23 protein-coding genes and 2 pseudogenes are annotated in these 26,480 nt (G+C 55.2%); 10 read left to right on the top strand and 15 right to left on the bottom strand.

Going from position 1 to position 26,480, the window contains the following annotated elements; genetic code table 11:
• Positions 1-24: 24 nt before the first annotated feature.
• Genes HA41_RS01945 through HA41_RS01970 form a run of 6 tightly spaced genes read right to left on the bottom strand, consistent with a single transcriptional unit; the run spans position 25 to position 6,764 of the window.
• Entirely contained in the window at positions 25-474 is a 450-nt protein-coding gene (locus HA41_RS01945) for a DUF4385 domain-containing protein (RefSeq protein ID WP_094119347.1), read from the bottom strand.
• Positions 471-1,376 (bottom strand): glutathione ABC transporter permease GsiD, encoded by a 906-nt coding sequence (gsiD, locus tag HA41_RS01950; RefSeq protein WP_094119348.1) that lies wholly within the window; start codon positions 1,374-1,376, stop codon positions 471-473. The genes HA41_RS01945 and gsiD overlap by 4 nt, the downstream gene beginning before the upstream one ends.
• A complete protein-coding gene (gsiC, locus tag HA41_RS01955) occupies positions 1,373-2,302 on the bottom strand; it encodes a glutathione ABC transporter permease GsiC (protein WP_094119349.1) in 930 nt (309 codons plus the stop codon). The genes gsiD and gsiC overlap by 4 nt, the downstream gene beginning before the upstream one ends.
• A gap of 46 nt (positions 2,303-2,348) precedes the next feature.
• Positions 2,349-3,884 (bottom strand): glutathione ABC transporter substrate-binding protein GsiB, encoded by a 1,536-nt coding sequence (gene gsiB / locus HA41_RS01960; protein ID WP_094119350.1) that lies wholly within the window; start codon positions 3,882-3,884, stop codon positions 2,349-2,351.
• A gap of 54 nt (positions 3,885-3,938) precedes the next feature.
• Complete coding sequence (locus tag HA41_RS01965) at positions 3,939-5,795, bottom strand: dipeptide ABC transporter ATP-binding protein (RefSeq protein WP_094119351.1); 1,857 nt, start codon at positions 5,793-5,795, stop codon at positions 3,939-3,941.
• 9 nt (positions 5,796-5,804) lie between these two features.
• Positions 5,805-6,764, bottom strand: a complete 960-nt coding sequence (locus tag HA41_RS01970; RefSeq protein WP_094119352.1) for an isoaspartyl peptidase/L-asparaginase family protein — start codon at positions 6,762-6,764, stop codon at positions 5,805-5,807.
• Positions 6,765-7,042: 278 nt separating this feature from the next.
• On the opposite strand from HA41_RS01970, the gene moeA reads away from it, so the two are divergent.
• Positions 7,043-8,278, top strand: coding sequence for a molybdopterin molybdotransferase MoeA (gene moeA / locus HA41_RS01975; RefSeq protein ID WP_094119353.1), 1,236 nt, complete (start codon positions 7,043-7,045; stop codon positions 8,276-8,278).
• The gene (gene moeB / locus HA41_RS01980) at positions 8,279-9,037 is read left to right on the top strand and encodes a molybdopterin-synthase adenylyltransferase MoeB (RefSeq protein WP_094119354.1); all 759 of its coding nucleotides are present in this window, start codon (positions 8,279-8,281) and stop codon (positions 9,035-9,037) included. It begins immediately after the preceding gene.
• An 88-nt stretch (positions 9,038-9,125) separates the two neighbouring features.
• Here the strand turns inward: moeB and HA41_RS01985 are convergent, their stop codons facing one another.
• The 7 genes and pseudogenes from HA41_RS01985 to mntR all read right to left on the bottom strand — a co-directional run bounded on the left by HA41_RS01985 (position 9,126) and on the right by mntR (position 18,141).
• Positions 9,126-10,718: an ABC-F family ATPase gene (locus tag HA41_RS01985; protein WP_094119355.1), complete on the bottom strand. Its 1,593-nt coding sequence runs from the start codon at positions 10,716-10,718 to the stop codon at positions 9,126-9,128.
• A gap of 177 nt (positions 10,719-10,895) precedes the next feature.
• Positions 10,896-11,296: pseudogene (locus HA41_RS01990) on the bottom strand (H-NS family histone-like protein).
• Positions 11,297-12,157: 861 nt separating this feature from the next.
• A pseudogene (locus HA41_RS01995) lies at positions 12,158-13,689 on the bottom strand (efflux transporter outer membrane subunit).
• Position 13,690: 1 nt separating this feature from the next.
• Positions 13,691-15,259, bottom strand: a complete 1,569-nt coding sequence (locus HA41_RS02000; protein WP_094119356.1) for a DHA2 family efflux MFS transporter permease subunit — start codon at positions 15,257-15,259, stop codon at positions 13,691-13,693.
• Positions 15,256-16,401 (bottom strand): HlyD family secretion protein, encoded by a 1,146-nt coding sequence (locus HA41_RS02005; protein ID WP_094119357.1) that lies wholly within the window; start codon positions 16,399-16,401, stop codon positions 15,256-15,258. The genes HA41_RS02000 and HA41_RS02005 overlap by 4 nt, the downstream gene beginning before the upstream one ends.
• Positions 16,402-16,552: 151 nt before the next feature.
• Positions 16,553-17,662 carry an SLC13 family permease gene (locus HA41_RS02010; RefSeq protein ID WP_094119358.1) on the bottom strand — a complete coding sequence of 370 codons (1,110 nt, stop codon included), beginning with the start codon at positions 17,660-17,662 and terminating at the stop codon, positions 16,553-16,555.
• Between the two features lie 20 nt (positions 17,663-17,682).
• Positions 17,683-18,141, bottom strand: a complete 459-nt coding sequence (gene mntR / locus HA41_RS02015; RefSeq protein ID WP_094119359.1) for a manganese-binding transcriptional regulator MntR — start codon at positions 18,139-18,141, stop codon at positions 17,683-17,685.
• A gap of 259 nt (positions 18,142-18,400) precedes the next feature.
• Here mntR and HA41_RS02020 point away from each other — a divergent pair, with 259 nt between their 5' ends.
• Entirely contained in the window at positions 18,401-18,592 is a 192-nt protein-coding gene (locus tag HA41_RS02020; protein ID WP_094119360.1) for a hypothetical protein, read from the top strand.
• A gap of 275 nt (positions 18,593-18,867) precedes the next feature.
• Here the strand turns inward: HA41_RS02020 and ompX are convergent, their stop codons facing one another.
• Positions 18,868-19,380, bottom strand: a complete 513-nt coding sequence (ompX, locus tag HA41_RS02025) for an outer membrane protein OmpX (protein WP_094119361.1) — start codon at positions 19,378-19,380, stop codon at positions 18,868-18,870.
• Positions 19,381-19,748: 368 nt separating this feature from the next.
• Here ompX and rhtA point away from each other — a divergent pair, with 368 nt between their 5' ends.
• The 6 genes from rhtA (at position 19,749) to HA41_RS02055 (ending at position 24,665) form a co-directional block, all read left to right on the top strand.
• Positions 19,749-20,663 carry a threonine/homoserine exporter RhtA gene (gene rhtA / locus HA41_RS02030; RefSeq protein ID WP_094119362.1) on the top strand — a complete coding sequence of 305 codons (915 nt, stop codon included), beginning with the start codon at positions 19,749-19,751 and terminating at the stop codon, positions 20,661-20,663.
• A gap of 325 nt (positions 20,664-20,988) precedes the next feature.
• On the top strand, positions 20,989-21,492 hold the full coding sequence (gene dps, locus HA41_RS02035) for a DNA starvation/stationary phase protection protein Dps (RefSeq protein WP_094119363.1): 504 nt from the start codon (positions 20,989-20,991) through the stop codon (positions 21,490-21,492).
• 328 nt (positions 21,493-21,820) lie between these two features.
• Positions 21,821-22,567: a glutamine ABC transporter substrate-binding protein GlnH gene (glnH, locus tag HA41_RS02040; RefSeq protein WP_094119364.1), complete on the top strand. Its 747-nt coding sequence runs from the start codon at positions 21,821-21,823 to the stop codon at positions 22,565-22,567.
• Between the two features lie 78 nt (positions 22,568-22,645).
• Positions 22,646-23,305, top strand: a complete 660-nt coding sequence (gene glnP / locus HA41_RS02045) for a glutamine ABC transporter permease GlnP (RefSeq protein ID WP_031377032.1) — start codon at positions 22,646-22,648, stop codon at positions 23,303-23,305.
• Complete coding sequence (glnQ, locus tag HA41_RS02050; RefSeq protein WP_094119365.1) at positions 23,302-24,024, top strand: glutamine ABC transporter ATP-binding protein GlnQ; 723 nt, start codon at positions 23,302-23,304, stop codon at positions 24,022-24,024. The genes glnP and glnQ overlap by 4 nt, the downstream gene beginning before the upstream one ends.
• 374 nt (positions 24,025-24,398) lie before the next feature.
• The gene (locus HA41_RS02055; RefSeq protein ID WP_094119366.1) at positions 24,399-24,665 is read left to right on the top strand and encodes a hypothetical protein; all 267 of its coding nucleotides are present in this window, start codon (positions 24,399-24,401) and stop codon (positions 24,663-24,665) included.
• Positions 24,666-24,750: 85 nt separating this feature from the next.
• Here HA41_RS02055 and rlmF read toward each other — a convergent pair whose 3' ends face one another.
• On the bottom strand, positions 24,751-25,674 hold the full coding sequence (gene rlmF / locus HA41_RS02060; protein ID WP_094119367.1) for a 23S rRNA (adenine(1618)-N(6))-methyltransferase RlmF: 924 nt from the start codon (positions 25,672-25,674) through the stop codon (positions 24,751-24,753).
• A gap of 141 nt (positions 25,675-25,815) precedes the next feature.
• Between rlmF and HA41_RS02065 the strand changes: the two genes are divergently transcribed.
• Positions 25,816-26,448 (top strand): flavin reductase family protein, encoded by a 633-nt coding sequence (locus HA41_RS02065; RefSeq protein WP_094119368.1) that lies wholly within the window; start codon positions 25,816-25,818, stop codon positions 26,446-26,448.
• Positions 26,449-26,480 lie beyond the last annotated feature (32 nt).

Consider the following 26,480-nt stretch of genomic DNA (forward strand, 5'->3'; position numbering starts at 1 on the left):
CGCGCCGCCGGACTGGCCCGGCGCTTAGCCATATTGCTGCTGATGCGCTTTCTTGCGTTTCAGGTAGTCCTCATCTTCACGAATCCGATCCCAGTAGCCTTTGAAAACGGCCGCCGCCGCGGCCTTTTCTTCATTCACCCCCCGCGGCAGTTCTTTGCCATCAGCATCATATTTGCGTCCGCCCTGATGATTGCTGTAGCGCCGCGCCCGGGTATAGCCCATCTGAATAAATTTGCGCGCCATATCCATGCCGACAAAATCATCCTGCCGACGATAATCCTCGAACAGCGCCATGATTTTTTCAGCCGACTCTTTGGCAATCGGGACGGTACGAAAACGCCAGTGCGGCAGGATTTCGCTCTTATAAGGCTCAACCATCAATACCCCCTGCTCGCCGCGCCCGACCTGGTAACGTTCGGGATGCTGACGAAAGTCGAGGGTAGTGAAGTCCTGATCGTAATCGAAAGGTTTCATGTTTTAAGTTTAGGATCCAACGCGTCGCGCAGCCCGTCACCGAGTAAATTAAATGCCAGAACGGTGAGGAAGATCGCCAGGCTGGGGAAAATCGCGACGTGCGGCGCAATCACCATATCGGCCCGCGCCTCATTCAGCATGGCGCCCCACTCTGGCGTCGGCGGCTGCGCGCCCAGTCCAAGAAACGACAGGCTGGCTGCAGTGATAATCGAGGTGCCGACGCGCATGGTGAAATAGACCACAATCGGCGAGACGGTACCCGGCAGGATATGGCGCATGATAATGGTCCAGTCAGACGCGCCGATGCTGCGGGCCGACTCAATATAGGTCTGATGCTTCAGCACCAGCGTATTGCCACGCACCAGGCGGGCAAACGCCGGGATACTGAAGATCGCCACCGCCACGATCACGTTGCTCATGCCGCTGCCCATGATCGCCACCACCGCAATCGCCAGCAGGATGCCGGGAAAGGCGAACAGCACATCGCACACGCGCATGGTTATGCGGTCCCACCAGCCTTCGTAGTAGCCCGCCAGCAGCCCAAACAGCGTCCCGATCAGCGCACCGATGGCCACCGAGAAGAAGCCGGCAATCAGCGAAATGCGGGTTCCTACCAATACCCGGCTGAAAATATCGCGTCCCAGTGAATCAACTCCAAACCAGTGCAGCAGGGAAGGTCCGTCATTCAGCCGGTCATAATCGAAATAATTTTCAGCATCAAACGGCGCCACGTAAGGCGCGATAAATGCCAGCACAATCAGCACCAGCACAAACAACCCGGCCAGCAGCGCCACCGGCTGTTGCCGGAAACGCCGCCAGAACTCACGCCACGGCGTGCGTACCCGATTCTCCTTGATCAGCGGCAGGGTTTTCAGGGCCGCCTCGCGTCGCCAGTTTTTCATCGCGATTCCTTAAAGCGAATGGCGGGATTGATCACCGCATACAACATATCGACGATCAGATTGATCAGAATAAACTCCAGTGAAAACAGCAGCACTTCCGCCTGGATCACCGGATAGTCGCGCATCGCGACGGAATCAACCAGCAGCCGACCCAGGCCCGGCCAGTTAAACACCACCTCGACCACAATCGATCCGCCGAGCAGAAAGCCGAACTGCAGGCCCATCATGGTCACCACCGGGATCATCGCGTTGCGCAATCCATGTTTCACCACCACCAGCGACTCGCGCACCCCTTTGGCACGCGCGGTACGCATGTAATCTTCCTGCATCACTTCGACAAAGGAGGCACGGGTAAAACGAGCCATCACTGCCGCCACTGCCGCCCCCAGGGTTATCGACGGCAGAATATAATGCTTCCAGCTCTCCGCCCCCACCGTCGGCAGCCAGCCCAGCTCCACCGAGAAGACCTGCATCAGCAACATGCCCAGGGCAAAAGCCGGAAACGAAATGCCGGAAACCGCCAGCGTCATGCCGAGGCGATCGGGCCAGCGGTTGCGCCAGACGGCAGACACAATGCCAATAGCCATGCCAAATATCACGGCCCAGATCATGCTGGTCAGGGTCAGCCACAATGTCGGCATAAAGCGCGAAGCGATCTCATCCGCCACCGGCCGTTTCGACACCATCGACTGGCCAAAATCGCCCTGCAGCGCATTGAGAATAAAGTGCCAGAACTGCTGCGGCAGCGGCAGATCCAGTCCCAGTTCCTGCCGCACCAGCGCCACCACCGAGGCATCCGCTTCCGGCCCGGCAATCAGGCGCGCAGGATCGCCCGGCAGCAGGTGGACAAACAGAAACACCAGCACCGCAACAATCAGCAAGGTGGGGATCAGCCCCAACAGCCGTTTAATAAAATAGTTAAACATGCAACATCCTGCAGCTGCGGCCAGCCGCGCGGGCTGGCCGGCTCCGTTACTTCAGACTGGCCTCATCAAAATTAAATGAGGTATCGGGCATCACATAAAAACCGCTGAGATTTTTGCTGTTGGCGGATACCAGCTGTTCAACCACCAGCGGGATCCACGGATGATCCTGCCAGATAGTGTCCTGGGCATCTTTATACAGCTGGGCTTTCTGCGCACGATCGGTGGTCTTCAGCGCATCCGCCAGATCCTTATCCACCTCAGGATTGCTGTAAAACGCGGTGTTAAAGATCGCTGGTGGCCAGGCAGCGGTGGCAAACAGCGGCGTCAGCGCCCAGTCTGCTTCACCGGTTGAGGCGGACCAGCCGGTGTAGAACATCCGTACACCGCTCTCTTTCTGCCCTTTGCCTTCCACTTCTGCCGCACGCTGGCCAGCATCCATCGCGGTCACTTTAACCTTTACGCCAACCTGCGCCAGCTGCTGCTGAGTGAACTGCAACACTTTCTGCGCGGTGCTGTGATTGTGTGATGACCAGAGCGTGGTTTCGAAGCCGTTGGGATAGCCCGCCTCTTTCAGCAGCGCTTTGGCCCTGGCCGGATCGTAGCTGATGGCTGGATAGCTCTGAGCGAAATCGATGGTGGGTGGCACGATACCGGTGGCTGGCGTGGCGTAACCGGCAAAGGCCACTTTGGCCAGCGCCTGGCGGTTGATGGCGTACTCCAGCGCCTCACGCACTTTCGGGTTGTCGAACGGCTTCTGGGTGACATTAAGGCTGATGTACCGCTGCATAATCGAAGGCGTGGTGACCACGTCAAGTTTGCTGTTTTTCTCCAGCAGTTTCGCCTGCTCATAAGGAACCGGGAACGCGAAGTTAGCTTCGCCGGTTTGCAGCATCGCCGCACGGGTGTTGTTATCCACTACCGGTCGCCAGGTGATACTGTCCAGTTTCGGGTAGCCCGGCTTCCAGTAACCGTCCCACTTTTTCACCTTAACGAAGTCAGTCTGGTTCCAGGTTTCAAACACAAACGGACCGGTCCCGACCGGATGGAAGCCAATATCCTTGCCATATTTTTTCAGTGCGGTCGGCGAGATCATCGCCGCAGCCGGGTGCGCCAGAATGTTAATAAAGGCGGAGAAGGGTTGCTTCAGGGTCACTTTCACCGTGGTCGGATCGATCACTTCGGTCGTGGCTATCTGCTTAAACAGGTTATAGCGTTTAAGGTGATTATCCGGGTTGCTGGCGCGGTCGAGATTGACCTTCACTGCTTCGGCATTGAAGTCGCTGCCGTCCTGAAACTTAATCCCCGGACGGAGCTTGATGGTGTAGGTCAGACCATCCGGACTGGCCTGATAACTCTCTGCCAGCACGTTGGTCAGCTTCATCTGTTTATCAAAACCAAACAGCCCCTGATAGAATGATTTGGCGACTGCCTGCGACAGCGTGTCATTGGCGTCATACGGGTCAAGGGTGGTGAAGTTAGACGCGACGGCAATCACCGCATCCTGCGCCGCCCAGGCGGGCAATGTGAGGGCGCTGCTTAATACGCCAGCCGCCAGTAACCCTTTACGCATCGTTATCTGCATCTTGTTCTCCTGTAATCCCTGTCGGGTGGATCGCCGAAGCGATATCTTCACTATTCAGGTGGCGCTGATAACGTGGCGGGCGACAAAATGCCCAGGCGCCACTTCCATCAACGGTGCCACTTCAGGTTCATCCCCTAACGCATGAATCGGACTGGGGATCTCGTCAACCATTAATGCACGCTCCCGGCGTGGATGCGCCGGATCGGCGACTGGCACGGCGGCCATCAGTTTTCGGGTATAAGGATGCTGCGGCTGCTCAAACACCGCCTGACGCGGCCCCATCTCCACAATCTGGCCGAGATACATCACCGCCACGCGGTGACTGATACGCTCGACCACCGCCATATCGTGAGAGATGAAGAGAAACGCGATACCAAATTCGCGCTGTAAATCGAGCATCAGATTGATGATTTGCGCCTGGATAGAGACATCCAGCGCCGAAACCGACTCATCCGCAATCACCACTTTCGGGTTAAGCGCCAGCGCGCGGGCAATGCAGATACGCTGGCGCTGTCCGCCTGAAAATTCGTGCGGATAGCGCTGCGCATGCTCCGGCAGCAGACCGACTTTCTCCAGAAGCCAGGCTACGCGCTGCTCCGCTTCCCGACGCGGCATCACCTTATGCACCAGCAGCGGCTCCATGACGGAAAAGCCTACCGTCAGTCGCGGATCGAGCGAGGCGTAAGGGTCCTGGAAAATAAACTGAATGTCTCGTCGCAGATGGGCCAGCGCGGTCCCACCCAGATGATCGATACGCTGTCCGTTAAAGGTGAGCGTGCCGCCCTGGCTGGCCACCAGCTTCAACAGGGAGCGTCCGGTGGTGGATTTACCGCAACCCGATTCACCGACCAGCGCCAGCGTCTCACCGGCATAGAGGTCGAAACTGACTTTCTCAACCGCGTGTACCCGACTTTTCACCCGGTTAAACAGCCCGCCGCGAATATCAAAACGGGTCACCAGATCGCGTACCTGCAGAATTGGCGGCTGGTCGCGGCGCACCGTATCCTGCGGCGTCTCCTGCCCCTCTCCGCCCTGCAGCAGCGGGAATTTCGCCGGCAGCGGCTGGCCCTGCATCGAGCCGAGCTTAGGCACTGCCGCCAGCAACGCCCGGGTGTAAGGCTCGCGTGGCGCGCTGAACAGCTGGGCCGCCGGGGCATTTTCCACTACTTCTCCGCGATACATCACCTGCACCCGATCGGCCATTTCCGCCACCACCCCCATGTCGTGGGTGATAAAAATGACGCCCATCTGCATCTCTTTTTGCAGCACGCGGATCAGTTGCAGGATCTGTGCCTGAATGGTGACATCGAGCGCAGTGGTCGGCTCATCGGCAATCAGCAACGCCGGTTTACAGCAGAGCGCCATGGCAATCATTACCCGCTGACGCATCCCGCCAGAGAGCTGATGCGGGAAGCGGGACAACACATTTTGCGCATCGGGAATACGCACCAGGTCCAGCATGTGGCGCGCTTCGGCCAGCGCCTGCGCATGGCTTTTGCCCTGATGCAGACGAATCGATTCGGCAATCTGTTCCCCGACGCTGAACACCGGATTGAGTGAGGTCATCGGCTCCTGAAAAATCATCGCCATATCAGCCCCGCGTACCCGCCGCATCTGACCGGACGGTGCGCGCATGATATCCAGTACCTCGCCGTTGCGGCGACGCAACTGCACCTCACCACTCACCACGCCACCGCTTTGTTCGATCAGCCGCATCAGCGCCAGTGAAGTGACTGACTTGCCGGACCCCGATTCTCCGACCAGCGCCAGGGTTTCTCCCCGAAACAGATCGAGCGAAAGATGGCGCACCGCTTCAGTCACCGTGCCCTGGTGCTGAAAATACACATTGAGGTCGCGTACCGCCAGCACCTGCTCCGATGCCAGCGGCGGCAACGACTGCCGATCGTTCATGCCTGCTCCTTAACTGTCGCGGTAAATCGCCACATCTGCCGCCTCGCCGACCCGCGCTGATGCGCGGTACATTCCTTCGCTATTGAACGGTAATGCGACGTTGCCTGCGCGGTCGATCGCAATCAGGCCGCCGCTACCGCCCAGCTCCAGCACGCTGTCATGGATGACATTAACGCTGGCCTGCTGAAGCGTGCGACCGGCATAACGCATCTGCGCCGCCACGTCGTAGGCTGCCAGGGTGCGGATAAAGACTTCACCGGTACCGGTACAGGAGACCGCCACGCTATCGTTGCTGGCATAACAACCTGCGCCCGGCAGCGGCGAATCACCGACCCGTCCCGCCTGCTTATTGGTCATGCCGCCGGTGGAGGTCGCCGCAGCCAGATTGCCATTGAGATCGAGCGCCACAGCGCCCACCGTGCCAAATTTGCGGTCCGGGTCGAGTGGATCGTCACCACTGGCAGCGCCATCATGATCCAGCACCGCTTCGTCGCTGTTTAACGCGCGCTGCAGCTGCTCCCAGCGCTCTGAGGTGGAGAAATAGTCTGCCGCCACCGGCGTCAGGCCCTGCGCCTCGGCGAACTGCTCTGCGCCTTCACCGATAAACAGCACATGCGGACTCTGCTCCAGCACGGCGCGTGCCGCCAGCACCGGGTTGCGTACCCGGGAGACGCCCGCCACCGCCCCGACATTCAGCGTGCGGCCATCCATCACGCAGGCATCCAGCTCATGGGTGCCCTGATGGGTGAAGACGGCACCTTTACCCGCGTTAAACAGCGGGCACTCTTCCAGCTGACGCACCGCTTCCGTCACCACGTCGAGTGCGCTGGCACCCTGCGCCAGCATCTGCTGACCGTGCGTCACAATGTCAAACAGGGCCTGACGATAGTGCTGCTCCTTTTCGTCGCTCATTGCAGCACGCGTAATCGCGCCTGCCCCACCATGAATGGCAATCACTGCTTTGACCATAACGCTCTGTCCTGTGGTTGCATCAGCACGAAAAACACTGATTTAGAATGGTTTTCATCCATTTTTGCTGATTTTTGACTATAGAAAGCCTGCTAAGTGTTGTAAAGCAGAAACTGTTGCAGTGGTTATATCCTTTTCTTCCGGCGATATTTCACTTTAGTCGGGGTTGCCACCGGCTGGGGGCACGACGGATGTCAGAGAGAGTGGATAGCGATGTGACTCAGCGGATAATTCCCACCATAATAAGCAGCATCTGAGATAACCCGACTGGAATAACCATGGAAAGCTTTACTGCAGGATTGATCTCCCTTGAGGAGGCCCAACACACCATGCTGGCGCAGCTGACGCCAATCACCGACTCGCTGAGCGTTCCGCTGACGGAAGCGGCCGGCCGTATTACCGCCGTCGCAGTCACCTCACCGATTGCAGTGCCGCCGTTTGATAATTCAGCGATGGACGGCTATGCGGTGCGGCTGGCGGATGTCAGTCGCGGTGAGCCGTTGCCGGTTGCCGGTAAAGCGTTTGCAGGTGCGCCCTTTAGTGGTGAATGGCCGCACGGCAGCGTGGTGCGAATCATGACCGGTGCGCCGATCCCGCCAGGTTGTGAGGCGGTAGTGATGCAGGAACAGACTGAAACGCAGGGCGATTCGATCATGATTACCGCGCCGGTGCGCGCCGGGCAAAATATTCGCCTGACCGGTGATGACATCCAGCCTGGTCATGTAGTGCTTGACGCCGGCGTGCGGCTGGGCGCGGCTGAGCTGCCGCTGCTGGCGTCGCTTGGTATCACCCAGGTCGCGGTGCTGCGTAAACTGCGCGTGGCGATTTTTTCAACCGGCGACGAGCTGCAGCCGGTGGGCCAGCCGCTGGCGGCCGGACAGATTTATGATACCAACCGCTTTGCGGTCTCGCTGATGTTGCACAAGCTGGGCTGTGAGGTGATCGACCTCGGCATTGTTAAAGACGATCCAGCCGCGCTGCGGGTGGCATTTGAGGAAGCCGATCGCCAGGCTGATGTGGTGATCACTACCGGTGGCGTATCGGTGGGCGAAGCAGACTTCACCAAAAACATGCTGGAAGAGCTGGGTGCCATCAGTTTCTGGAAGCTGGCGATCAAGCCCGGTAAACCTTTTGCCTTTGGCCGCCTCGCCAGCAGCTGGTTCTGTGGGCTGCCGGGCAATCCGGTTTCCGCTGCGGTCACCTTTTATCAGCTGGTGCAACCACTGCTCGCCGCCATGACCGGTCAGAAAAAAGCGGCATTGCCGCCGCGTCAGAAAGTGCGCAGCGCCTCACGCCTGAAAAAATCGCCAGGCCGGCTCGATTTTCAGCGTGGCATTCTGCGCCAGAATGCCGAAGGCGAACCGGAGGTTCACACCACCGGTATGCAGGGCTCGCACGTCTTTAGCTCTTTTGCCGAGGCCAACTGTTTTATCGTGCTGGAGCGCGAGCGTGGCAACGTTGAACCCGGCGAGTGGGTCGAGGTCGAGCCGTTCAATGCACTACTGGAGGGATAAATGCTGCCTGAATTAACGGATGAGGAGATGCTGCGTTACAACCGGCAGATTGTCCTGCGCGGCTTCGATTTTGACGGTCAGGAGCGGCTGAAAGCCAGTCATGTGCTGATTGTCGGTCTGGGCGGGCTGGGCTGTGCTGCCGCGCCATACCTGGCATCAGCGGGCGTCGGTACGTTGACGCTGCTCGATTTCGACAGCGTCTCACACTCCAATCTTCAGCGGCAGATTCTGCACTACGACGCGGATATTGGCCACGCCAAGGTCAACTCCGCCGCCCGAAGCCTGGCCGCCATCAATCCTCACTGTCATCTGCAGCCGGTAAACGGCGAGCTGGACGATGCGGCATTGCGGGCGCTGATTGCTCAGCAGCAGGTGGTGCTGGACTGTACCGACAATGTGACGGCGCGCGAGCAGATCAACCGGCTTTGTCGACAGTTGCAGGTGCCGCTGGTCTCGGGCGCGGCAATTCGGATGGAAGGCCAGATTAGCGTGTTCAGCTGGCAGCCGGGTACGCCCTGCTACCGCTGTATCAGTCGTCTGTTTGGCGAGCAGACCCTGAGCTGTGTCGAAGCGGGCGTCATGGCGCCGCTGGTCGGGGTGATTGGCGCAATGCAGGCGATGGAGGCGATTAAGCTACTGGCGAACTACGGTACGCCTGCCACCAGCCGGTTGCTGATGTACGATGCGCTAAGTGCGGAGTTTCGCAGTATGAAGGTGGCGCAGGACGCGCAGTGTGAAGTGTGTGGTGGGAACGCGTAGCGTCGGCAGGAACGCCTCTGCTCCCTGAGTCTGCGCTGAACCACCAGACCACCAAAAAAACGGGGTGGCCTGCGCCACCCCGTTTCCATCAGACGATGCCCTGACTGCGCAGGTAATCTTCGTAGTTGCCGGTGAAGTCCACCACCCGATCCGATTTAATCTCCATGACCCGGGTCGCCAGCGAGCTGACAAATTCACGGTCATGCGAAACGAAAATCAGCGTGCCTTCGTACATCTCCAGCGCCATATTTAGCGACTCAATGGATTCCATGTCGAGGTGGTTAGTTGGCTCATCCATAATCAGGATGTTCGGTTTTTCCATCATCAGCTTTCCGAACAGCATACGACCTTTCTCACCGCCCGACAGCACTTTGGCCGGTTTCTTAATATCGTCCTGAGAAAATAACAGGCGGCCAAGAATACTGCGCACGCTCTGCTCATCATCGCCAGCCTGCTTCCACTGACTCATCCAGTCAAATACCGTCAGGTCATTGGCAAAATCTTCAGCATGATCCTGAGCGTAATAGCCGATACGCGCATTCTCTGACCATTTAACGCTACCACTGTCCGGCGTCATCTCGCTGACCAGGGTTTTCAGCAAAGTTGATTTACCGATACCGTTAGCGCCGATCACCGCCAGTTTTTCACCGACTTCCAGCAACAGGTTTAAATTTTTAAACAGCGGACCGTTATCAAAGCCTTTAGTTAAGCCTTCCACTTCCAGCGCGTTACGGAACAGCTTCTTGTCCTGCTCAAAACGGATAAATGGGTTCTGACGACTGGACGCTTTAACTTCATCCAGTTTAATTTTATCCATCTGTTTAGCGCGCGAGGTTGCCTGACGGGATTTAGAGGCGTTAGCGCTAAAGCGGCTGACAAAAGATTGCAGATCAGCAATCTGCGCCTTTTTCTTGGCGTTATCCGCTAACAGACGTTCACGCGCCTGGGTCGCCGCGGTCATATATTCATCATAATTACCGGAATAGACCCGCAGCTCGCCATAATCCAAATCAGCCATGTGGGTACAGACCATATTAAGGAAGTGACGATCGTGCGAAATGATAATCATAGTGCTGTCGCGTTCGTTCAGCACCTGCTCCAGCCAGCGGATGGTATCGATATCCAGGTTGTTGGTGGGTTCGTCCAGTAACAAAATATCAGGATTAGAGAACAGCGCCTGCGCCAGCAGCACACGCAATTTAAAGCCCGGCGCAATTTCGCTCATCGGGCCATAATGCTGCTCAACCGGAATGCCAACGCCCAGTAATAACTCGCCGGCGCGGGATTCGGCGCTGTAGCCGTCCATTTCACCGTAAACCGCTTCGAGGTCGGCAACTTTATACCCTTCCTCTTCACTCATTTCCGGTAAAGAATAAATACGATCGCGTTCCTGCTTCACTTCCCATAATTCATGGTGACCCATAATCACGGTGTCCAGCACGCTATATTGTTCAAAGGCGAACTGATCCTGGCGTAACTTACCGATCCTTTCATTCGGATCGTATGAGATGTTGCCGCCAGAAGGCACCAGATCGCCACCCAGAATCTTCATGAAGGTGGATTTTCCGCTGCCGTTCGCACCGATTAAACCGTAACGATTACCGCCGCCAAATTTAACGGAGATGTTCTCGAACAGTGGCTTGCTGCCAAACTGCATGGTGATATTGCTGCTAACTAACACGGCATTGACCTTTGTGAAGAGAGTGGATGAAAAAACGGCGGCTATTATGCCAGATGTGACGCAGCGCACGCCAGCATCAGCCGTGGATTGCTGGCATGATGATTGATATCCCGGCAGAAATAAAAAAGCCGGAAGGCCATAATGGCCCCCGGCTCCCACTAACAAGGATTGTGTCGATCAATCGATCAGGAAACTGTCCAGACTTTTTCCGGCGTCCAGCGCTTTTTTAATCGCTGCCGGGGTACGACCCTGGCCGGTCCATGATTTTTCTCACCGTTTTCGTCGGTGTAAGAATATTTAGCCGGACGCGGCGCACGCTTAGCGCGTTTTTTACCGGTTTCCAGCGCACCTAATAATTCATTAGGATCGATGCCGTCAGCCAGCAGCATTTCGCGATATTTCGACAGCTTTTCTTCTTTTTCGCGATTTTGCGTCTCTTCCGCTTCCGCTTCTTCACGGCGCTCGGTAACGACAACGGTTAATTTTTCGAGGATCTCTTCAAGATCGCTCAATGGCAGTTCACGAGCCTGGGCACGTAATGTGCGAATATTGTTCAGAACTTTAAATGCGTCACTCATCACAATGTCCTTGATTAAGGGGGTTAATAAAACTGTAGCGACAAGATTACCTAATTCAAATAAAAAAATAAATTGTTTTTACGCTACGGATAATTCTTATCGGGTAATTTTAAAATTCCACCTGAACGATAGCGAGTAATTCCTGACGTTTTATTAACGCTGAATTAACACCTAACGGCGCTTTACTTCTGTCGCTGGAATCGATTTCATGCATCTGCGGCCTGCCACCTCAGCCAGAGAGCAGCAGGAGAAAACGTCCGCCAGAGTCTGCTTATTTTTGCGCTGTTACCAGAAAAAGGATCATTAACCGGTGCCTGAATTTCGTTCTCAGTCACACCAGGTTACAGATTAAGGTAAAAAAATGTTCCCACCTTTACGCGGTAATAGCAGAAAAGGTGCATCCGGTCTGCAATTTTTTATTTACTTGTGTAGTGGCTTTTAACAATTTGTGGCGTCAAATGCGGCGTGTCGGATAATCCTCAGATGTCTGACCGCAAGATAACAGATTAGCCGGGGCATCGCCCAGCCTATTAGCCGCTAAACATGACAGGCTTAAGATCCGGCGCCGTGAATTAAAACTGAAAAATCCCGTACCCGGGGAAGGGTTAAGATGACGTTATTTATCCCGGCCTCCGAAATAATGCACAGCCCTGGCCACCACAGCACAGGATAATAGTCCTGACAGCCAGCCTGTTTTATTTTCCTCAGTGCCCGCGATAAAAACGGCGAGGAACAGATATTATTCAAGGCGTTATCGCGAAAATAATGGGGAAATAGCGCAGAATGCCGGCAGCGAAAACCGGCTGTGCGGGTGGGCCGTTAACAGGTTGTGGCAGCGTGTTCTCTGCCACAGCCAGTGGATTAATTAACAGTGGTTGCCGGACCAAATACAGAATATTGCGGCAGCTCGACGTCTGGTAGGTTTCCCAGCCGCCGCCCAGCGCTTTATATAATGCGACTAAATCCAGCGCGCTCTGCATCCGTGCCTGAGTGGCCTGCTCTTCGGCCTGCGCCAGCTGACGCTGTGCATCCAGCACCTCAAGGAAGGTTGAGAGTCCCTGACGATAGCTGTCGCTGGCGAGATCAAAGGCACGTTGCAGCGAACCGGTGGTGTGATCCAGCGCGGTGACGCGCTGCTGATCGGCGCGATAGCTGACCAGCGCATTTTCCACATCCTGTAAAGCGGTTAGCACCGACTGACGGTAATCAAGTGCGGCGCTGGCCTGCTGCGCCCGCGCCAGTTTAACGCTCGACACCAGCCGTCCGCCCTGAAAAATCGGAATCGATAATGACGGGCCATAGCTGTAGAAGTGACTGCTCCAGTTATCAAGATAGCTGACGTCGGTGTTGCGCACGCCCAACTGGCCGGTCAGGGAGAGGCTGGGGAACAGCTGCGCCACGGAAACGCCAATCTCTGCTGTCTGAGCGTGCAGCGTCGCTTCCGCCTGACGGATATCGGGACGACGGCGTGCCAGCGTGGAAGGAATGCCGACCGGGACAAACTGCGGCAGCGGCGGTAATGCTTTAGGCGCACTAAGCTCCGCATCCAGCGAACCCGGCGTTTTGCCCAGCAGCACCGCTAACCCATTCATCGCCTGACGCGCCTGCGACTGATACTGCGGCAGCTGCGCCTGCAGGCTACTGAGCTGGGCGCGGGCGTTCTCCACATCAGTTAACGGTGCCAGCCCGTTACGCTGCTGGCTCTGAGTCAGTTCGACGGTCTGCTGTGCCACATCAATCTGCTGCTGCAGCGTCTGGATGGTACTTTGCGCACCGCGCAATTGCAGCCAGGCGCGCGCGACTTCCGCTTCCAGCGACACCAGCGCATCATTGCGCTGCTCTACCGCCGCCTGCTGCTGAGCATTGGCGGATTCAACCTGGCGGCGCACTTTACCCCACAGGTCCAGCTCCCAGCTGGCATCAAAACTGCCCTGATAAAGAGTAACCGGCTGCGTCAGTCCATCGAGCTGGCTGGCGACATTACTGTCGAGCTGGTCGGTTGCGCCATTGGCTTTCAGCAATCCCTCCAGACCCAGCTGCTGGCGATTAACTTTGCCCGAACCGTTGAGGCTGGGAAACAGGCCGCCCTGCGCCTGGCTCAGCTGCTCACGCGCGCCGGCAATCCGCAGCACCGCCTGTTGCAGCGTCAGATTGCCCTCGATTGCCCGGGCAATCAGGCTGTCGAGCTGCGGGTCGTTAAAGGTGCGCCACCAGCGGGAATTAATCGCCGCACTCTGCGGCTTCGACGCTTCCTGCGAATCCAGGGTGTTATAGCTACCAGGCATTGTGGGTTTCGGAGCCTGATAATCTGGCCCGACGGCACAGCCAGCCAGCCACATCGCCAGCGTTAACAGACTCAACGGTTTCAGGCCGCGGGAAGAAATAACCTTCATGTCAGTGTGCTCCTGCACTGCCTTCGCTCTTAATCGGCGACAGCAGCCAACAAAATGGAATCAAAATCAGGGCGACAATACTCAGGCCTGAGAAAACATCGATATAAGCGAGAATGCGCGACTGGGCGATCATCTCCTGATAGAGCTGACCGGTCGCCAGCGTGATGGGATCGCCGACCGCTGAAGTAAAGTCACGTATCGCCTGCGCCCAGTGCTGAACGGTGATATTGAACGGCTCGTTGAGCGGCGTCATGTTATGCACCATATGGGCGGAGCGGACCTGCTCGCGTTCGGTGATGGCAGCGGTCGATAATGAAATGCCAATTGACCCGGCGACGTTACGGAACATGGTAAACAGCGCCGAGGCGTCAGCGTTGAGCCGCTGTGGAATGGTGACAAACGCAATCGTCGTCAGTGGCACAAACAGGAAACCGAGGCCAATTGACTGCGCACTACGCATCAGCACCAGCGTGGTGAAATCGACGTTGGGGGTCAGCGTGGCGGAGTAGAGGAAGGCGACCGCCAGACAGCTGAAACCAAAGGCGATGATGTAGCGCGTCTGCACAATTGGCATCAGCTTCAGCACCAGCGGGATCGTCAGAACAATCAGCACCGCACCGGGCGACAGCACCAGGCCGGACCAGGTGGCGGTATAACCCAGATCCTGCTGCGCCAGCTGGGGTAACACCACCGAACTGCCATAAAGGATCATCGCCATCCCGGCCATCAACAGCCCGGCAACCCAGAAATTGCGGTCTTTCATCACCAGAATATCGACCACCGGTTTACGGGCATACATTAGCCAGTAGACTGCCCCGACAATCCCGATCAGCGCCAGAATGGCAAACAGCACAATGAAGTGCGACGCGAACCAGTCTTCATCTTCACCGCGATCAAGCATCACCTGCAGACAGCCGAGACCCAGGGTGATCAGACTGATACCGATGTAATCGATCTTGAGTTTGCCCTTAGCCCACTTACGTTCCCACGGCGGATCCTCCAGCAACTGGTAGATCGCCAGCACGGTGAGCACGCCGACCGGAATGTTAATAAAGAACACCCAGCGCCAGCTGTAGTTATCGGTGATCCAGCCGCCCAGTGTCGGGCCGATGACCGGTGCGACGATGATCGCAATAGATGAAAGGCCAAAGGCTTTACCGCGATCTTCGGCTTTAAAATAGTCCAGCAGCACCGACTGTTGCACCGGCTGCAGGCCACCCCCAAAAAAGCCCTGTAGAACGCGGAACAGAATGATTTGCCACAGTTCGGTGGCGATGCCGCACAGGAAAGAGCAGATGGTGAACATCACGATGCAGATCAGGAAAAACTGTTTACGACCAAACAGCCGGCTGAAGAAAGCGGAGATCGGCAGCACAATGCCGTTTGCCACCAGATAGGAGGTCAGTACCCAGGTTGACTCATCGTAGCTGGAGGAGAGCGAACCGGCGATGTGCGGCAGCGCCACGTTGACAATCGTGGTGTCGAGAATCTCCATGAACACCGCCAGAGTGACCGTGATCGCCACTAACCACGGATTGCTGGCCGGTTTCCAGCTCTGGGTGGCACTCATTCCACCGTCACCTTCGGTTCAACCGACAGACCAAGCGGCAGCGGGTGATTCGGGTCCAGACCTTTATCAATCACGATTTTCACCGGCACGCGCTGAACAATTTTGACATAGTTACCGGTGGCATTTTCTGACGGGAAGGTCGAGAAGCGCGAACCGGATCCCATCTGAATACTGTCGACGTGCCCTTCCAGCTTCATATCAGGCCAGGCATCGACGGTAATCGCCACTTTGTCGCCGGGGTTCATGCGCTCAAGCTGCGACTCTTTGAAGTTGGCGGTAACCCAGATATCGGGGGAAACCAGTGAAAACAGCGAAGATCCTGCCTGAACCAGTGTGCCGACCTGCACATTACGTTTAGTAATAAAACCGTCGTACGGCGCACGAACCTGAGTATAAGAGAGGTTGAGATCGGCAGTGTTGAGCTGCGCTTTCGCCTGTTCGACCTGTTGCTGACGCGCTTCAACGTTGGTTTCCTGCTGGCGAATCTGCAACTGCACCTGCGAAGCCACTTCTACCTGCGCTTTCGCACTCTGCAGCTGGGCCTGCGCCGAGCGTAACTGCGCCGCCGCGGTGTCAATATTACGCTGGCTGGTAGCACGCGGGTCAACGCCCCGCTGGCGACGATAATCCGCCTGCGCGTTAAGCAGGTTCGCTTCCGCTTTGGCCTGATCGGCTAATGCCTGATCGCGCTGAGCCGGATACTGTACCCGCGACAGCGCCAGTTGCGCCTGCGCCTGATGCAGCTGAGCCACCGCCAGCCCGAGTTGCGCCTTCGCCTGATCGCGCTGGGCCTGATTGTCGCTGGGATCGATTTCAACCAGTAGATCGCCCTTTTTCACCCGCTGATTATCTTTAACCAGCAGCTTCACCACATAACCGGACGCTTTAGGGGCAATAGTCACTGCATCGCCTTCGGTGAAGGCATCGTCAGTGGTCTCCTGATTACGGGTAGAGAACCAGAACCAGAAACCCACAATCAGCATCACCACCACCACAATCGCCAGAATAATCAACGGCTTTTTACCGGGTCTCTTGCGTTCGGGCTGCTGATCGTTGTCCTGATTTTCATCAGGCTGACTGGTCTTATCCGACGCGTTATCGGCGTCCTGCTGGTGTGGATCGCGTTGGTTGTTCTCGCTCATAGTTCCCATCACTGGCTAAGGCCCTAATTCCCGGGCATAAAAGGTCTCGTTAACCTTAGATCGGAAATTGACAAAATCCAGTGCAACTTTACTTAACCTGAAAAAAGGCGCACATCCTGCTACTTGCGATCGGCAGCAGGATACGCTGGGTTTAATTGAGCAGACGCAGCAGCAGCCAGCCGCTGGCCATTGACCAGGCGAGTAACGGCAGGGAAAAGAGATGAAAACGCCACCAGACTGCACGATCCTGCGCCATCCGTAACGCGATCAGATTGGCAAGTGAGCCGGGTAACAGACCGAAACCACCGATATTTACCGCCCAGGCCAGCACCTCTGACGGCGGCACTTTTTGCAGCAGCAGGATGGTGGCTGGCACGTTACTGATCACCTGAGAAAGACCAATCGCCAGCAGGTAGAGTTGCCCCTGCCCCAGATGGGTGATTTGATCAAAGTGCGCCTGCATCATCGGCAAACGCGTCAGCAGCCAGACATCGATAAACATGGCGATAAAGACCGCCAGCAGGCTCCAGTCAATACGGAGTAAAACCGGTCGCGCCATAACCATAAAAATAGCCAGGATCAGCAGCAGCACCCAGCCGGTGATCTCCCACTCCAGCCCGGCGATAAACAGCACGTACAACAGTACGCTGACCGCAAATAGCGGCTTTTGCCACAGTGGCTGTTCAGGATTGTCATGCTTATCGATGGTACGCTTCGAAAAGCTAAACCAGGTTAACACCACCAGGCTGAGCAGCAGCCAGACCGCCAGCGGTAGCATCTGCACGATAAAACCGGCCACGCTTAGTGAGCCGTGACTCCATAACAGGATGTTCTGCGGATTGCCGACCGGCGTCAGCAGCGATCCGGCATTCACCGCCAGCGCTTCGAAGATAATCAGCCGGGAGATCGGCAAGCGGGAGAACTTACGCAGCGTCAGGGTCAGCGGCACCAGAATGAACAGCGCCACATCATTGGTAAGAAAGGTAGAGAGCAACGCGGCGGCCAGTACCATAAACAGGGCCAGCGCGCGTTCATGACGGAAGCGGGCAATCAACCGTCCGCCCAGCACATCAAAATACCCGCTGGTTTCCAGCCCCTTGGTCAGGATCAATAAACCGGTAAGGGTAATAATGGTGTGCCAGTCCACAGCACCAGGCAGATCGGGCCAGTGGAAATCGGCCACAAATGCCAGAACCACACCAATAACGACGAGTAAATGCAAAATCGAGTCATGCAAAAAAGATCGAAACAGCTGCGGCATGATGGCGGTGCGCCCTAAAATTAACGAGTTTCGTAAAATTTCTGGAATACGGCCAGGGTTTCATCACTGACGTGATGCTCAATGCCTTCCGAATCACGGCGGGCCGTTTCCGGGCTGATCCCCAGCGCCAGCAGGAAGGTTTCAACAATGTGATGACGGGCCCTGCTCTCCTCAGCCAGTTTTTCGCCTTCGCGGGTCAGGAACACACCACGATAAGGTACCTGCTCAACCAGCCCGGCGCTGCCGAGACGTTTCAGCATTTTAGCAACCGTCGGCTGCGAAACGCCTAAGCGTGCGGCCATATCAACCTGGCGTGCTTCGCCAAATTCACCAATTAAATCAGAAATTAACTCAACGTAGTCATCAATTAATTCACGACGATGCGCTTCACGCACCTGCCGAAAACCTTCGACATGCTCTTCAATATCTTTCAGTGGTCCTTGCGGGGCAGAAACCACGCTTTTGGCACGACGAGTCATTCAGCTTCCTCTTTATTATGTTCCGTACTGTCACTGCCGTACGGATGTAGCTGCGCTCATTGTAAACCAGGTGCTAAGAAGCTCAAATTTTTCGTGATTAGCCTTGGCTAAATGATATAGCCAATGCTATATTTGTTGATAATGTAAGCAGTCGGAGATGAAGATCATGTTCGATCCCTATCTGTTACTGTTGTTGTTTATGGGTTACGTCGCCGGATTCTGCTTACTTTTACGTCGATACTGATTGGGAGGTGATTCTATGAGCACCCTGAAATGCTGTGCAGACTGCAGCAAATGCTTCCAGGCTGAAAAGAAAACAACCACGGAGATGAAATCCTGGCTGTGCCTGCTGACGCGTTCCCCATTCACGCTGCGTCTGATGCTGATTGAAAAATTACTGGGCAAAAAGCCTGAAGATCGTCGCTGCCAGAATATGATCTGGCGCGGTTAATTTTTTCTCAGTTCCCCCACTTCGGGCCTTTCAGCAAACGGCTGAAGGGCCGCCTGTTTTCCAGCTCACGCCTTTCTCTGCCGCCATCAAGGTTGCCGCAATCAACAATGCCAGCCGCGTTGTTGCCAGTCGCGTTATCTCAATTGCAGTCATCAGCTATTCTGGTTTTGCTCAACGCTTTCCCCGGTTATCAGCCTGTCATGGCAGTCTGGAAAGCGCGCAATAAAAAACGGCCCATAAAGGGCCGTTTTTTTGCAGGTCGCCTAAGCTAAAACTTAGAAGCTGTAACCTACGCCAGCAATCCAGGTGCCAACGTCAACGTTACGGATGCGGCTCTGCTCGTAGCCCACGTCCAATGCAACGTTTTCGATTGGGTTGAACTGCATACCTGCACCGTAAGAGAAACCTACGTCGCTTGAATCAGATTTGTCGCGTGATGCAGTATCGTTCTGCTGGAATTTACCGTAGCCGATACCTACAACACCATAGATGCTTGCCCAGTCGTTCAGACGGAAAGCAGGACCACCGGTCACACCGTAGTATTGGCCTTTGTTATAAACGCCAGAATCGGTGTTATCTTTTTCTGTGTAGGTGAATGAACCGATCCAACCCAGTGGGTTAGAACCGTCTTCGTAGCGGTATTTCAGGTTGAAGCCGTTAGCTTTGTTAGCCACGCCCTGGTAATCGCTCTGAGCATAGCCACCGGTTACGGTGCTCTGTGCCATTGCTGAACCTGCAGATACTGCCAGTACACAGGCTAATGCTGAAAGACATGCAATTTTTTTCATAACCACCTCAAATGTGAAAATACTTCTCTCCTGACAACGCTGAAAATATAACAAAAAATAGCGAGAAACTCTGCCCGCATTTTGTTGTCTAACAGAATGTTTGGTGTAACAGGAAGTTAATGCAACATCCTATGTCATTCATTTTTCTTATAAAATCCGTCATCTTCCTGCAATAAGTTTTTTTTCTTCTTTTGGGTCTTTAAGTTAAATCCTAAAAAATCCTGACGTTTCTTTACCAAAATGGCCCTGAATTCGGGCAAATTTTGCGCAGTTAACGCAAATTAAAGCACCACTCTGTCATTTTTTTGGCCGCCATTTCCTTTACACTCTGTGTCTCATCGGGTTAACCATCAGGAAATGTATACAGGATGTCCGCCTCTTCAGCTTCAAAAAACCTTACGCCCGTATTGCTACCGATTACTGTGCTGCTGATCGCGATGTTATCGCTACAGGGCGGCGCTTCCCTGGCCAAAACGCTGTTCCCCAGCGTCGGGGCAACCGGCATCACTGCACTGCGTCTCGGCTTTGGCACCCTGATTCTCTGCCTGATCTTTAAACCGTGGCGCTTACGCTTCAGTCGGGAACAGCGTAAACCGCTGCTGATGTACGGGCTGGCGCTGGGCGCGATGAATTTTCTGTTCTACCTGGCGCTTCGGACCGTACCACTCGGCGTGGCGGTAGGGCTTGAGTTTACCGGCCCGCTGGCGCTGGCGCTATTCGGATCGCGTCGCCTGCTCGATTTTGTCTGGGTGCTGCTGGCGGTCATCGGATTAGGATTTTTGTTGCCATTGGGTGCCGGTATGGCAACCATCGATCCGCTGGGGGCGGCACTGGCGGTCGGCGCAGGTGCCTGCTGGGCGATTTATATCCTGGCCGGTCAGCGCGCCGGCGCCGAACACGGTCCCGCTACGGTGGCTATAGGTTCCCTGATTGCGTCGATTATTTTTGTTCCGCTCGGCCTGACCTTTGCCGAAAGCGGTATCTGGCACTGGAGTATTGTTCCAGTAGCGTTGCTGGTGGCGTTACTCTCCAGCGCTATTCCCTACTCGCTTGAAATGATCGCCCTGACGCGCTTACCGGCACGTATTTTTGGTACGCTGATGAGCCTGGAGCCCGCGATGGCGGCCTTTTCCGGCATGCTGTTTCTCGGCGAGACCTTAACCCTGACACAGTGCCTGGCGCTACTGGCGATCATCATCGCCTCAGCCGGTTCGACTCTCACCATGAAGCCGAAAAAGAGCCAGTTGAGCGAAGTGGAAATTACCCGCGGCGATGCCAAATAAGCGATATATAGCACCGGGTTCAATCGTTTAAATAACAATCACACTCAACGTGAGAATTATTCTTAACTAAATCAACATGCTCTCTTTCGTATTTTGTAACAGTCACTTAACTGTTATTTACACGTAAGGTTAAATTATTGTTTTTATTACTAAAAAATTCATATTCATATTTTAACATTTCGTTAATCTTTTTTGACTGTCGTCATCGTTACCAACGTTACACACTATTTCATTCATTGATGTAGCCGTTAATGCAAAGCTGAAAACCGCTGCTATACTTATCCGGTACTTGATTAGGACAACCATCAAAGAGAGGACTGAAACGATGAGTACCGCTAAATTGGTTAAAACTAAAACTTCCGACCTGATTTATACCCGCAACGATGTGGCAGATGATGATAAAAAAGCCACCATTGAGGTATTGAACCGTCTGGTTGTCGAGTTTATTGATCTGTCGTTGATCACCAAGCAAGCGCACTGGAACATGCGTGGCGCTAACTTTATTGGTGTGCATGAAATGCTGGACGGTTTCCGTACCGCAATTACCGATCATCAGGACACCATTGCAGAACGTGTTGTACAGCTGGGCGGCGTTGCGCTGGGTACCGCGCAGGTGGTGAATGATAAAACCCCACTGAAAAGCTACCCGCTTAACATTCACAGCGTGCAGGATCATCTGAAAGCGCTGGCCGATCGTTACAGCATCGTGGCGAACGACACCCGCAAAGCTATCTCTGAAGTGAAAGATGAAGATACTGCGGATATCTTTACCGCTGCTTCACGTGATCTGGATAAATTCCTGTGGTTTATCGAAGCGAACATTGAATAATATCCATTGATTCATCAATGAGACAAAACTGGCGGGGAGACCCGCCTTTTTTACGTCTGCCTTATCGTAATTTTATGACCCTGTTAACAGTTCTCCCTTCCTTCGCTTCACAGCTTTAACATCTGAGGCACACTACCGGTTGCACCAAAACAGCAACTTGCACCAATCTGGATCACCAGACTGGTGCATAGGCAGATATTACTGCAAAATCGAGTCAGCTGGGTTATTTAACCTACTGATTTGGTGTATTTTGCAAAGTTGGCATAATTCTTTCATATGACAAGCCGCAAACACAGGCCCTGCCGCCTGGTAGTAATAAGGAAAAATGATGAAGTCACTGTTAAAAGTTTCTGTGGCCGCGCTGGCGCTGGCCTTCTCCCTCTCTTCCACTGCAGCAGAAAAGAAACTGGTGGTCGCCACTGACACCGCCTTCGTGCCCTTTGAGTTCAAACAGGGCGACAAATATGTCGGCTTCGACGTTGATCTGTGGGATGCGATCGCTAAGCAACTGAAACTCGATTACACCCTCAAGCCAATGGATTTCAGCGGCATTATTCCGGCACTGCAGACCCGCAACGTCGATCTGGCGCTGGCGGGGATTACCATTACCGAAGAACGTAAAAAGGCTATCGAGTTTTCTGATGGCTACTATAAAAGCGGCTTGCTGGTGATGGTGCGTAATAATGAAAACGACATCAAAGGCATCAGCGATCTGACCGGCAAGGTGGTGGCAGTGAAGAGCGGCACCGGCTCGGTGGATTACGCGAAAGCCAACATCAAAACTAAAGATCTGCGTCAGTTCCCGAACATCGACAACGCCTACATGGAACTCGGCACCAACCGTGCTGACGCGGTCCTGCACGATACACCAAACATCCTTTACTTCATCAATACCGCCGGTAAAGGCCGCTTTAAAGCAGTCGGCGAATCGATTGAAGCGCAGCAGTACGGCATCGCCTTCCCGAAAGGCAGCGACGATTTACGTGAAAAAGTAAACGGCGCACTGAAAACCATTAAAGAGAACGGCACTTACAATCAGCTGTATAAAAAATGGTTCGGTACCGAACCTAAATAACAATTTGCAGCGGTTTTAATTTTCAGCAGGGAAACGTTTTCCCTGCTTATTTCCTCGCAACATATCTGGAGTCACACCATGGAGTTTGACTGGAGCGTCATCTGGCCCGCCATGCCGGCGCTGCTCGAAGGCGCGAAGATGACCTTAATCATCTCAATTATCGGTCTGGTGGGGGGATTAATTATCGGTCTCGTCGCCGGTTTCGCCCGCGCTTACGGCGGCTGGATCACCAACAACATTGCGCTGGTGTTTATTGAAATCATCCGCGGCACCCCGATTGTGGTGCAGGTGATGTTCATCTATTTCGCCCTGCCGATGGCCTTCCCCGACCTGCGTATCGACCCGTTCAGCGCGGCTGTGGTCACCATTATGATTAACTCCGGTGCCTACATTGCGGAGATTACCCGTGGTGCCGTGCTGTCGATCAATAAAGGCTTTCGTGAAGCGGGCCTGGCGCTCGGCCTGTCGAGCCGCGAAACCCTGCGCTATGTGATTATGCCACTGGCGCTGCGCCGCATGTTGCCACCGCTGGGTAACCAGTGGATTGTCAGCATCAAAGATACCTCGCTGTTTATCGTTATCGGTGTCGCTGAACTGACGCGTCAGGGTCAGGAGATTATCGCCGGTAACTTCCGCGCACTGGAGATCTGGAGCGCCGTCGCGATCATTTATCTGGTGATTACCCTGGTGTTGAGCTTTGTGCTGCGCCGTGTAGAGAAAAGGGTGAAAATCCTGTGATTGAATTTAAAGATGTCTCGAAGCATTTTGGTCAGACCCAGGTGCTGCATAACATTGACCTGAAGATTAATCAGGGCGAGGTGGTGGTGATTATCGGGCCGTCCGGCTCCGGTAAATCGACTCTGCTGCGCTGCATTAACAAACTGGAAGAGATCACCAGCGGCGAATTGATCGTCGATGGCCTGCGGGTTAACGATCCGAAAGTGGATGACCGCCTGATACGTCAGGAAGCGGGTATGGTGTTCCAGCAGTTTCACCTGTTCCCACAGATGAGCGCGCTGGATAACGTCGCCTTTGGTCCTATCCGGGTACGCGGCGCCAGCAAAGAGGCGGCACGTCAGCTGGCAAAAGATCTGCTTGGCAAAGTGGGGCTGGCAGAACGCGCCCATCACTTCCCGTCTGAGCTTTCCGGCGGTCAGCAGCAGCGGGTGGCGATTGCCCGTGCGCTGGCGGTGAAACCCAAAATGATGCTGTTCGATGAGCCGACCTCGGCGCTGGACCCGGAACTGCGTCACGAAGTGCTGAAAGTGATGCAGGACCTGGCGGAAGAAGGCATGACGATGGTAATCGTGACCCACGAAGTGGGCTTCGCGAAGAAAGTCGCATCGCGTCTGATCTTTATCGACAAAGGCCGCATCGCCGAAGATGGCGATCCGGACAGCCTGATCAGCAATCCTCCCAGCGACCGTCTGCGCGAATTCCTGCAGCACGTCTCGTGATCGTGGGCGGGCCGCGCTGCCGGCCCGCTTTTTCTGCCTGACCCGCCTTGCCGCAACAGATAAATTTTCCACAACCACGTTAATATCAACCACCTGACTCTACTTCTTCTCGTGTAAAGCACGCGCCGCGCTAAGGAGAAAGCGATGCCGTAGCCTGCCCACCCCGTCCTCTGTTGCAGCGCGAACTCCTCTCCTTTCTGAGGATGTTTAGTCTGTCGTTCAGCCGATACTCCAGCTTCAGGCGGTAAACTTTCCATGCAGCCGTTGCCGCACAGTAAACCCGCAAAGGATCAGGTGATAGCGTCAGTTATCCTGATCAGATGAGCAGAAGCCGCCTATGCAGCGCTGGCGAATATCCCTGAAGATAAACAGTCATGGCAGGTGCTGATTGCGCAGCAACGCTGCCTTACCCTCTGCCAGCGTTGCTGCCGCCTGATACGGAACAGGAGGATAAAACGGTATTGCCGGGACTCACCGACGTCACCCGTGAGTTCGGCGGTGTGGTCGCCTCGTCCTTTATCCGGTTTCATAGCAACATTGTCAAAGCGCCGCATAAGCTCTTTAATCGGGACACCTTTATCAACGCGCTGAACCCTGTTGCTGCTCTGCCACTGGCGATGCTCGCGCTTTACTGGCTTTGACGTCGAATGTTTAATTCGATTTATCACCGGGTGAGCATTGGGGGCGACATAAGTTAAGGGCGGGCCATCCGGCCCGCCCTGAGGATTAACGGCTGAGTAATTTCGTGCGCTGAGCGGCGGGCATAAAACTCCACGCCAGGAAGCGACTCTGTTTCTGCCCCTGCGCCATATTCACCACCCGGACCTCCGCGACATCGAGCGCCTTCAGCTGTTTTTCCAGCGTGGCTAAATTCTCTTTACGCGACACCAGCGAGGTAAACCAGATCACCTGGCGGCCCAGTGCCACGCTTTCACCAATCATCTTACCGACAAACGCTTTTTCGCCGCCGACGCACCACAGCTCATTATGCTGACCACCGAAGTTAAGCGGCGCGCTTTTATCGAGTCCCAGATTGCGCACTTTACGCTGCGATCCCGCTGCCGCCTCCTCTGCCGAAGCGTGGAATGGCGGATTACACATTACCGCGTGGAAAAATTCGTTTTTACTTACCACGCCTGACAGCACCGCATCACTGTTTTTCTGCCGGCGCAGGCGGATCTGGCGCGCCAGGCCGGGATTAGCCGCGACAATCCGGTTAGCGGCTTTGATTGCCGTCTCATCAATTTCGGTGCCGGTGAAGCGCCAGCCGTACTCCGCCGCGCCAATCAGCGGATAGATGCAGTTCGCGCCACAGCCAATATCCAGCACGTCAACCGTCGGAATGACTCCGTGGTTATCCAGCGCCAGCAGATCGGCCAGATAGTGCAGATAATCGGCGCGGCCCGGCACCGGCGGGCAAAGCGAACCCGGTGCCAGCTGCCAGTCGATGCCGTAAAACAGTTTAATCAGCGCCTGATTGAGTAACATCACCGCGTCCGGGTCGGCAAAATCGATCGACTGCACACCATAGCCGTTGGGCCGCACTTTGGCCGCCAGCGGCGGATGTGCAGCGGTTAACGCGGCAAAATCGTATTCGCCCTGGTGGCGATTACGGGCGTGGAAAGGCGACGAGCTGGCTGACTTTTTCATACGTTCTCTCAATTATTCAGGCGCGCGTACAATACGCTGTAGGCGGCGGAAAATAAACCCGCACAATCCGCTTACGCAATTGGGGTGTCAACAGACGATGCTGTCGGGCTAAGATGGATAAAATTCCCCACCGGAGAGGTTATGACGCATAAACGCTATTCCTATCAACCGCGTGCCGGCCACGGTCTGCCCCACGATCCCCTGAACGCCATTATCGGCCCGCGTCCGATTGGCTGGATCAGTTCTATCAGCACCAGTGGTCAGCGCAATCTGGCGCCTTACAGTTTTTTTAACTGCTTTAACTACCATCCGCCGATCATCGGTTTCGCCAGCAGCGGCTGGAAAGACAGCGTGCAGAATATCGCTGACACCAAAGAGTTTGTCTGGAACCTGGCAACACGACCACTGGCTGAAGCGATGAATGAGAGCTCGGCGTCACTGCCCGCCGATCAGGATGAGTTTGCCTATGCCGGACTGACGCCGTTACCCGCCTCGCAGGTCAAAGCCAGCCTGGTCAGCGAAAGCCCGGTTAACTTTGAGTGTCGGCTGACCCAGCTGATCCAGTTACAGGATGCGCAGGGAAAGCCGATAGAGAGCTGGCTGGTGCTGGGCGAAGCGGTGGCGATCCACATCAGTGAAACGTTGCTGGAAGCGGGTATTTATCAGACCGCCAAAGCCGAGCCGATTCTGCGCGCCGGTGGACCCAGCGCCTACTACGGCATCAGCGAAGCGCAACGCTTCGATTTAGTCCGCCCCGACGCGCGCCGCAGCTAAGGGTTAAAGCGCATCAGCCCGATGCGCTTTAA

Origin of the sequence: Pantoea conspicua, assembly GCF_002095315.1 — a bacterium.
Lineage (GTDB): Bacteria > Pseudomonadota > Gammaproteobacteria > Enterobacterales > Enterobacteriaceae > Pantoea > Pantoea conspicua.

Excerpts from the sequence above, each read along its gene's own strand:
- HA41_RS01945 (WP_094119347.1), bottom strand. The coding sequence starts at position 474 with ATGAAACCTTTCGATTACGATCAGGACTTCACTACCCTCGACTTTCGT.
- gsiD (WP_094119348.1), bottom strand. The coding sequence starts at position 1,376 with ATGAAAAACTGGCGACGCGAGGCGGCCCTGAAAACCCTGCCGCTGATC.
- gsiC (WP_094119349.1), bottom strand. The coding sequence starts at position 2,302 with ATGTTTAACTATTTTATTAAACGGCTGTTGGGGCTGATCCCCACCTTG.
- gsiB (WP_094119350.1), bottom strand. The coding sequence starts at position 3,884 with ATGCAGATAACGATGCGTAAAGGGTTACTGGCGGCTGGCGTATTAAGC.
- HA41_RS01965 (WP_094119351.1), bottom strand. The coding sequence starts at position 5,795 with ATGAACGATCGGCAGTCGTTGCCGCCGCTGGCATCGGAGCAGGTGCTG.
- HA41_RS01970 (WP_094119352.1), bottom strand. The coding sequence starts at position 6,764 with ATGGTCAAAGCAGTGATTGCCATTCATGGTGGGGCAGGCGCGATTACG.
- moeA (WP_094119353.1), top strand. The coding sequence starts at position 7,043 with ATGGAAAGCTTTACTGCAGGATTGATCTCCCTTGAGGAGGCCCAACAC.
- moeB (WP_094119354.1), top strand. The coding sequence starts at position 8,279 with ATGCTGCCTGAATTAACGGATGAGGAGATGCTGCGTTACAACCGGCAG.
- HA41_RS02000 (WP_094119356.1), bottom strand. The coding sequence starts at position 15,259 with ATGAGTGCCACCCAGAGCTGGAAACCGGCCAGCAATCCGTGGTTAGTG.
- HA41_RS02005 (WP_094119357.1), bottom strand. The coding sequence starts at position 16,401 with ATGAGCGAGAACAACCAACGCGATCCACACCAGCAGGACGCCGATAAC.
- HA41_RS02010 (WP_094119358.1), bottom strand. The coding sequence starts at position 17,662 with ATGCCGCAGCTGTTTCGATCTTTTTTGCATGACTCGATTTTGCATTTA.
- mntR (WP_094119359.1), bottom strand. The coding sequence starts at position 18,141 with ATGACTCGTCGTGCCAAAAGCGTGGTTTCTGCCCCGCAAGGACCACTG.
- HA41_RS02020 (WP_094119360.1), top strand. The coding sequence starts at position 18,401 with ATGAGCACCCTGAAATGCTGTGCAGACTGCAGCAAATGCTTCCAGGCT.
- ompX (WP_094119361.1), bottom strand. The coding sequence starts at position 19,380 with ATGAAAAAAATTGCATGTCTTTCAGCATTAGCCTGTGTACTGGCAGTA.
- rhtA (WP_094119362.1), top strand. The coding sequence starts at position 19,749 with ATGTCCGCCTCTTCAGCTTCAAAAAACCTTACGCCCGTATTGCTACCG.
- dps (WP_094119363.1), top strand. The coding sequence starts at position 20,989 with ATGAGTACCGCTAAATTGGTTAAAACTAAAACTTCCGACCTGATTTAT.
- glnH (WP_094119364.1), top strand. The coding sequence starts at position 21,821 with ATGAAGTCACTGTTAAAAGTTTCTGTGGCCGCGCTGGCGCTGGCCTTC.
- glnP (WP_031377032.1), top strand. The coding sequence starts at position 22,646 with ATGGAGTTTGACTGGAGCGTCATCTGGCCCGCCATGCCGGCGCTGCTC.
- HA41_RS02055 (WP_094119366.1), top strand. The coding sequence starts at position 24,399 with ATGGCAGGTGCTGATTGCGCAGCAACGCTGCCTTACCCTCTGCCAGCG.
- rlmF (WP_094119367.1), bottom strand. The coding sequence starts at position 25,674 with ATGAAAAAGTCAGCCAGCTCGTCGCCTTTCCACGCCCGTAATCGCCAC.
- HA41_RS02065 (WP_094119368.1), top strand. The coding sequence starts at position 25,816 with ATGACGCATAAACGCTATTCCTATCAACCGCGTGCCGGCCACGGTCTG.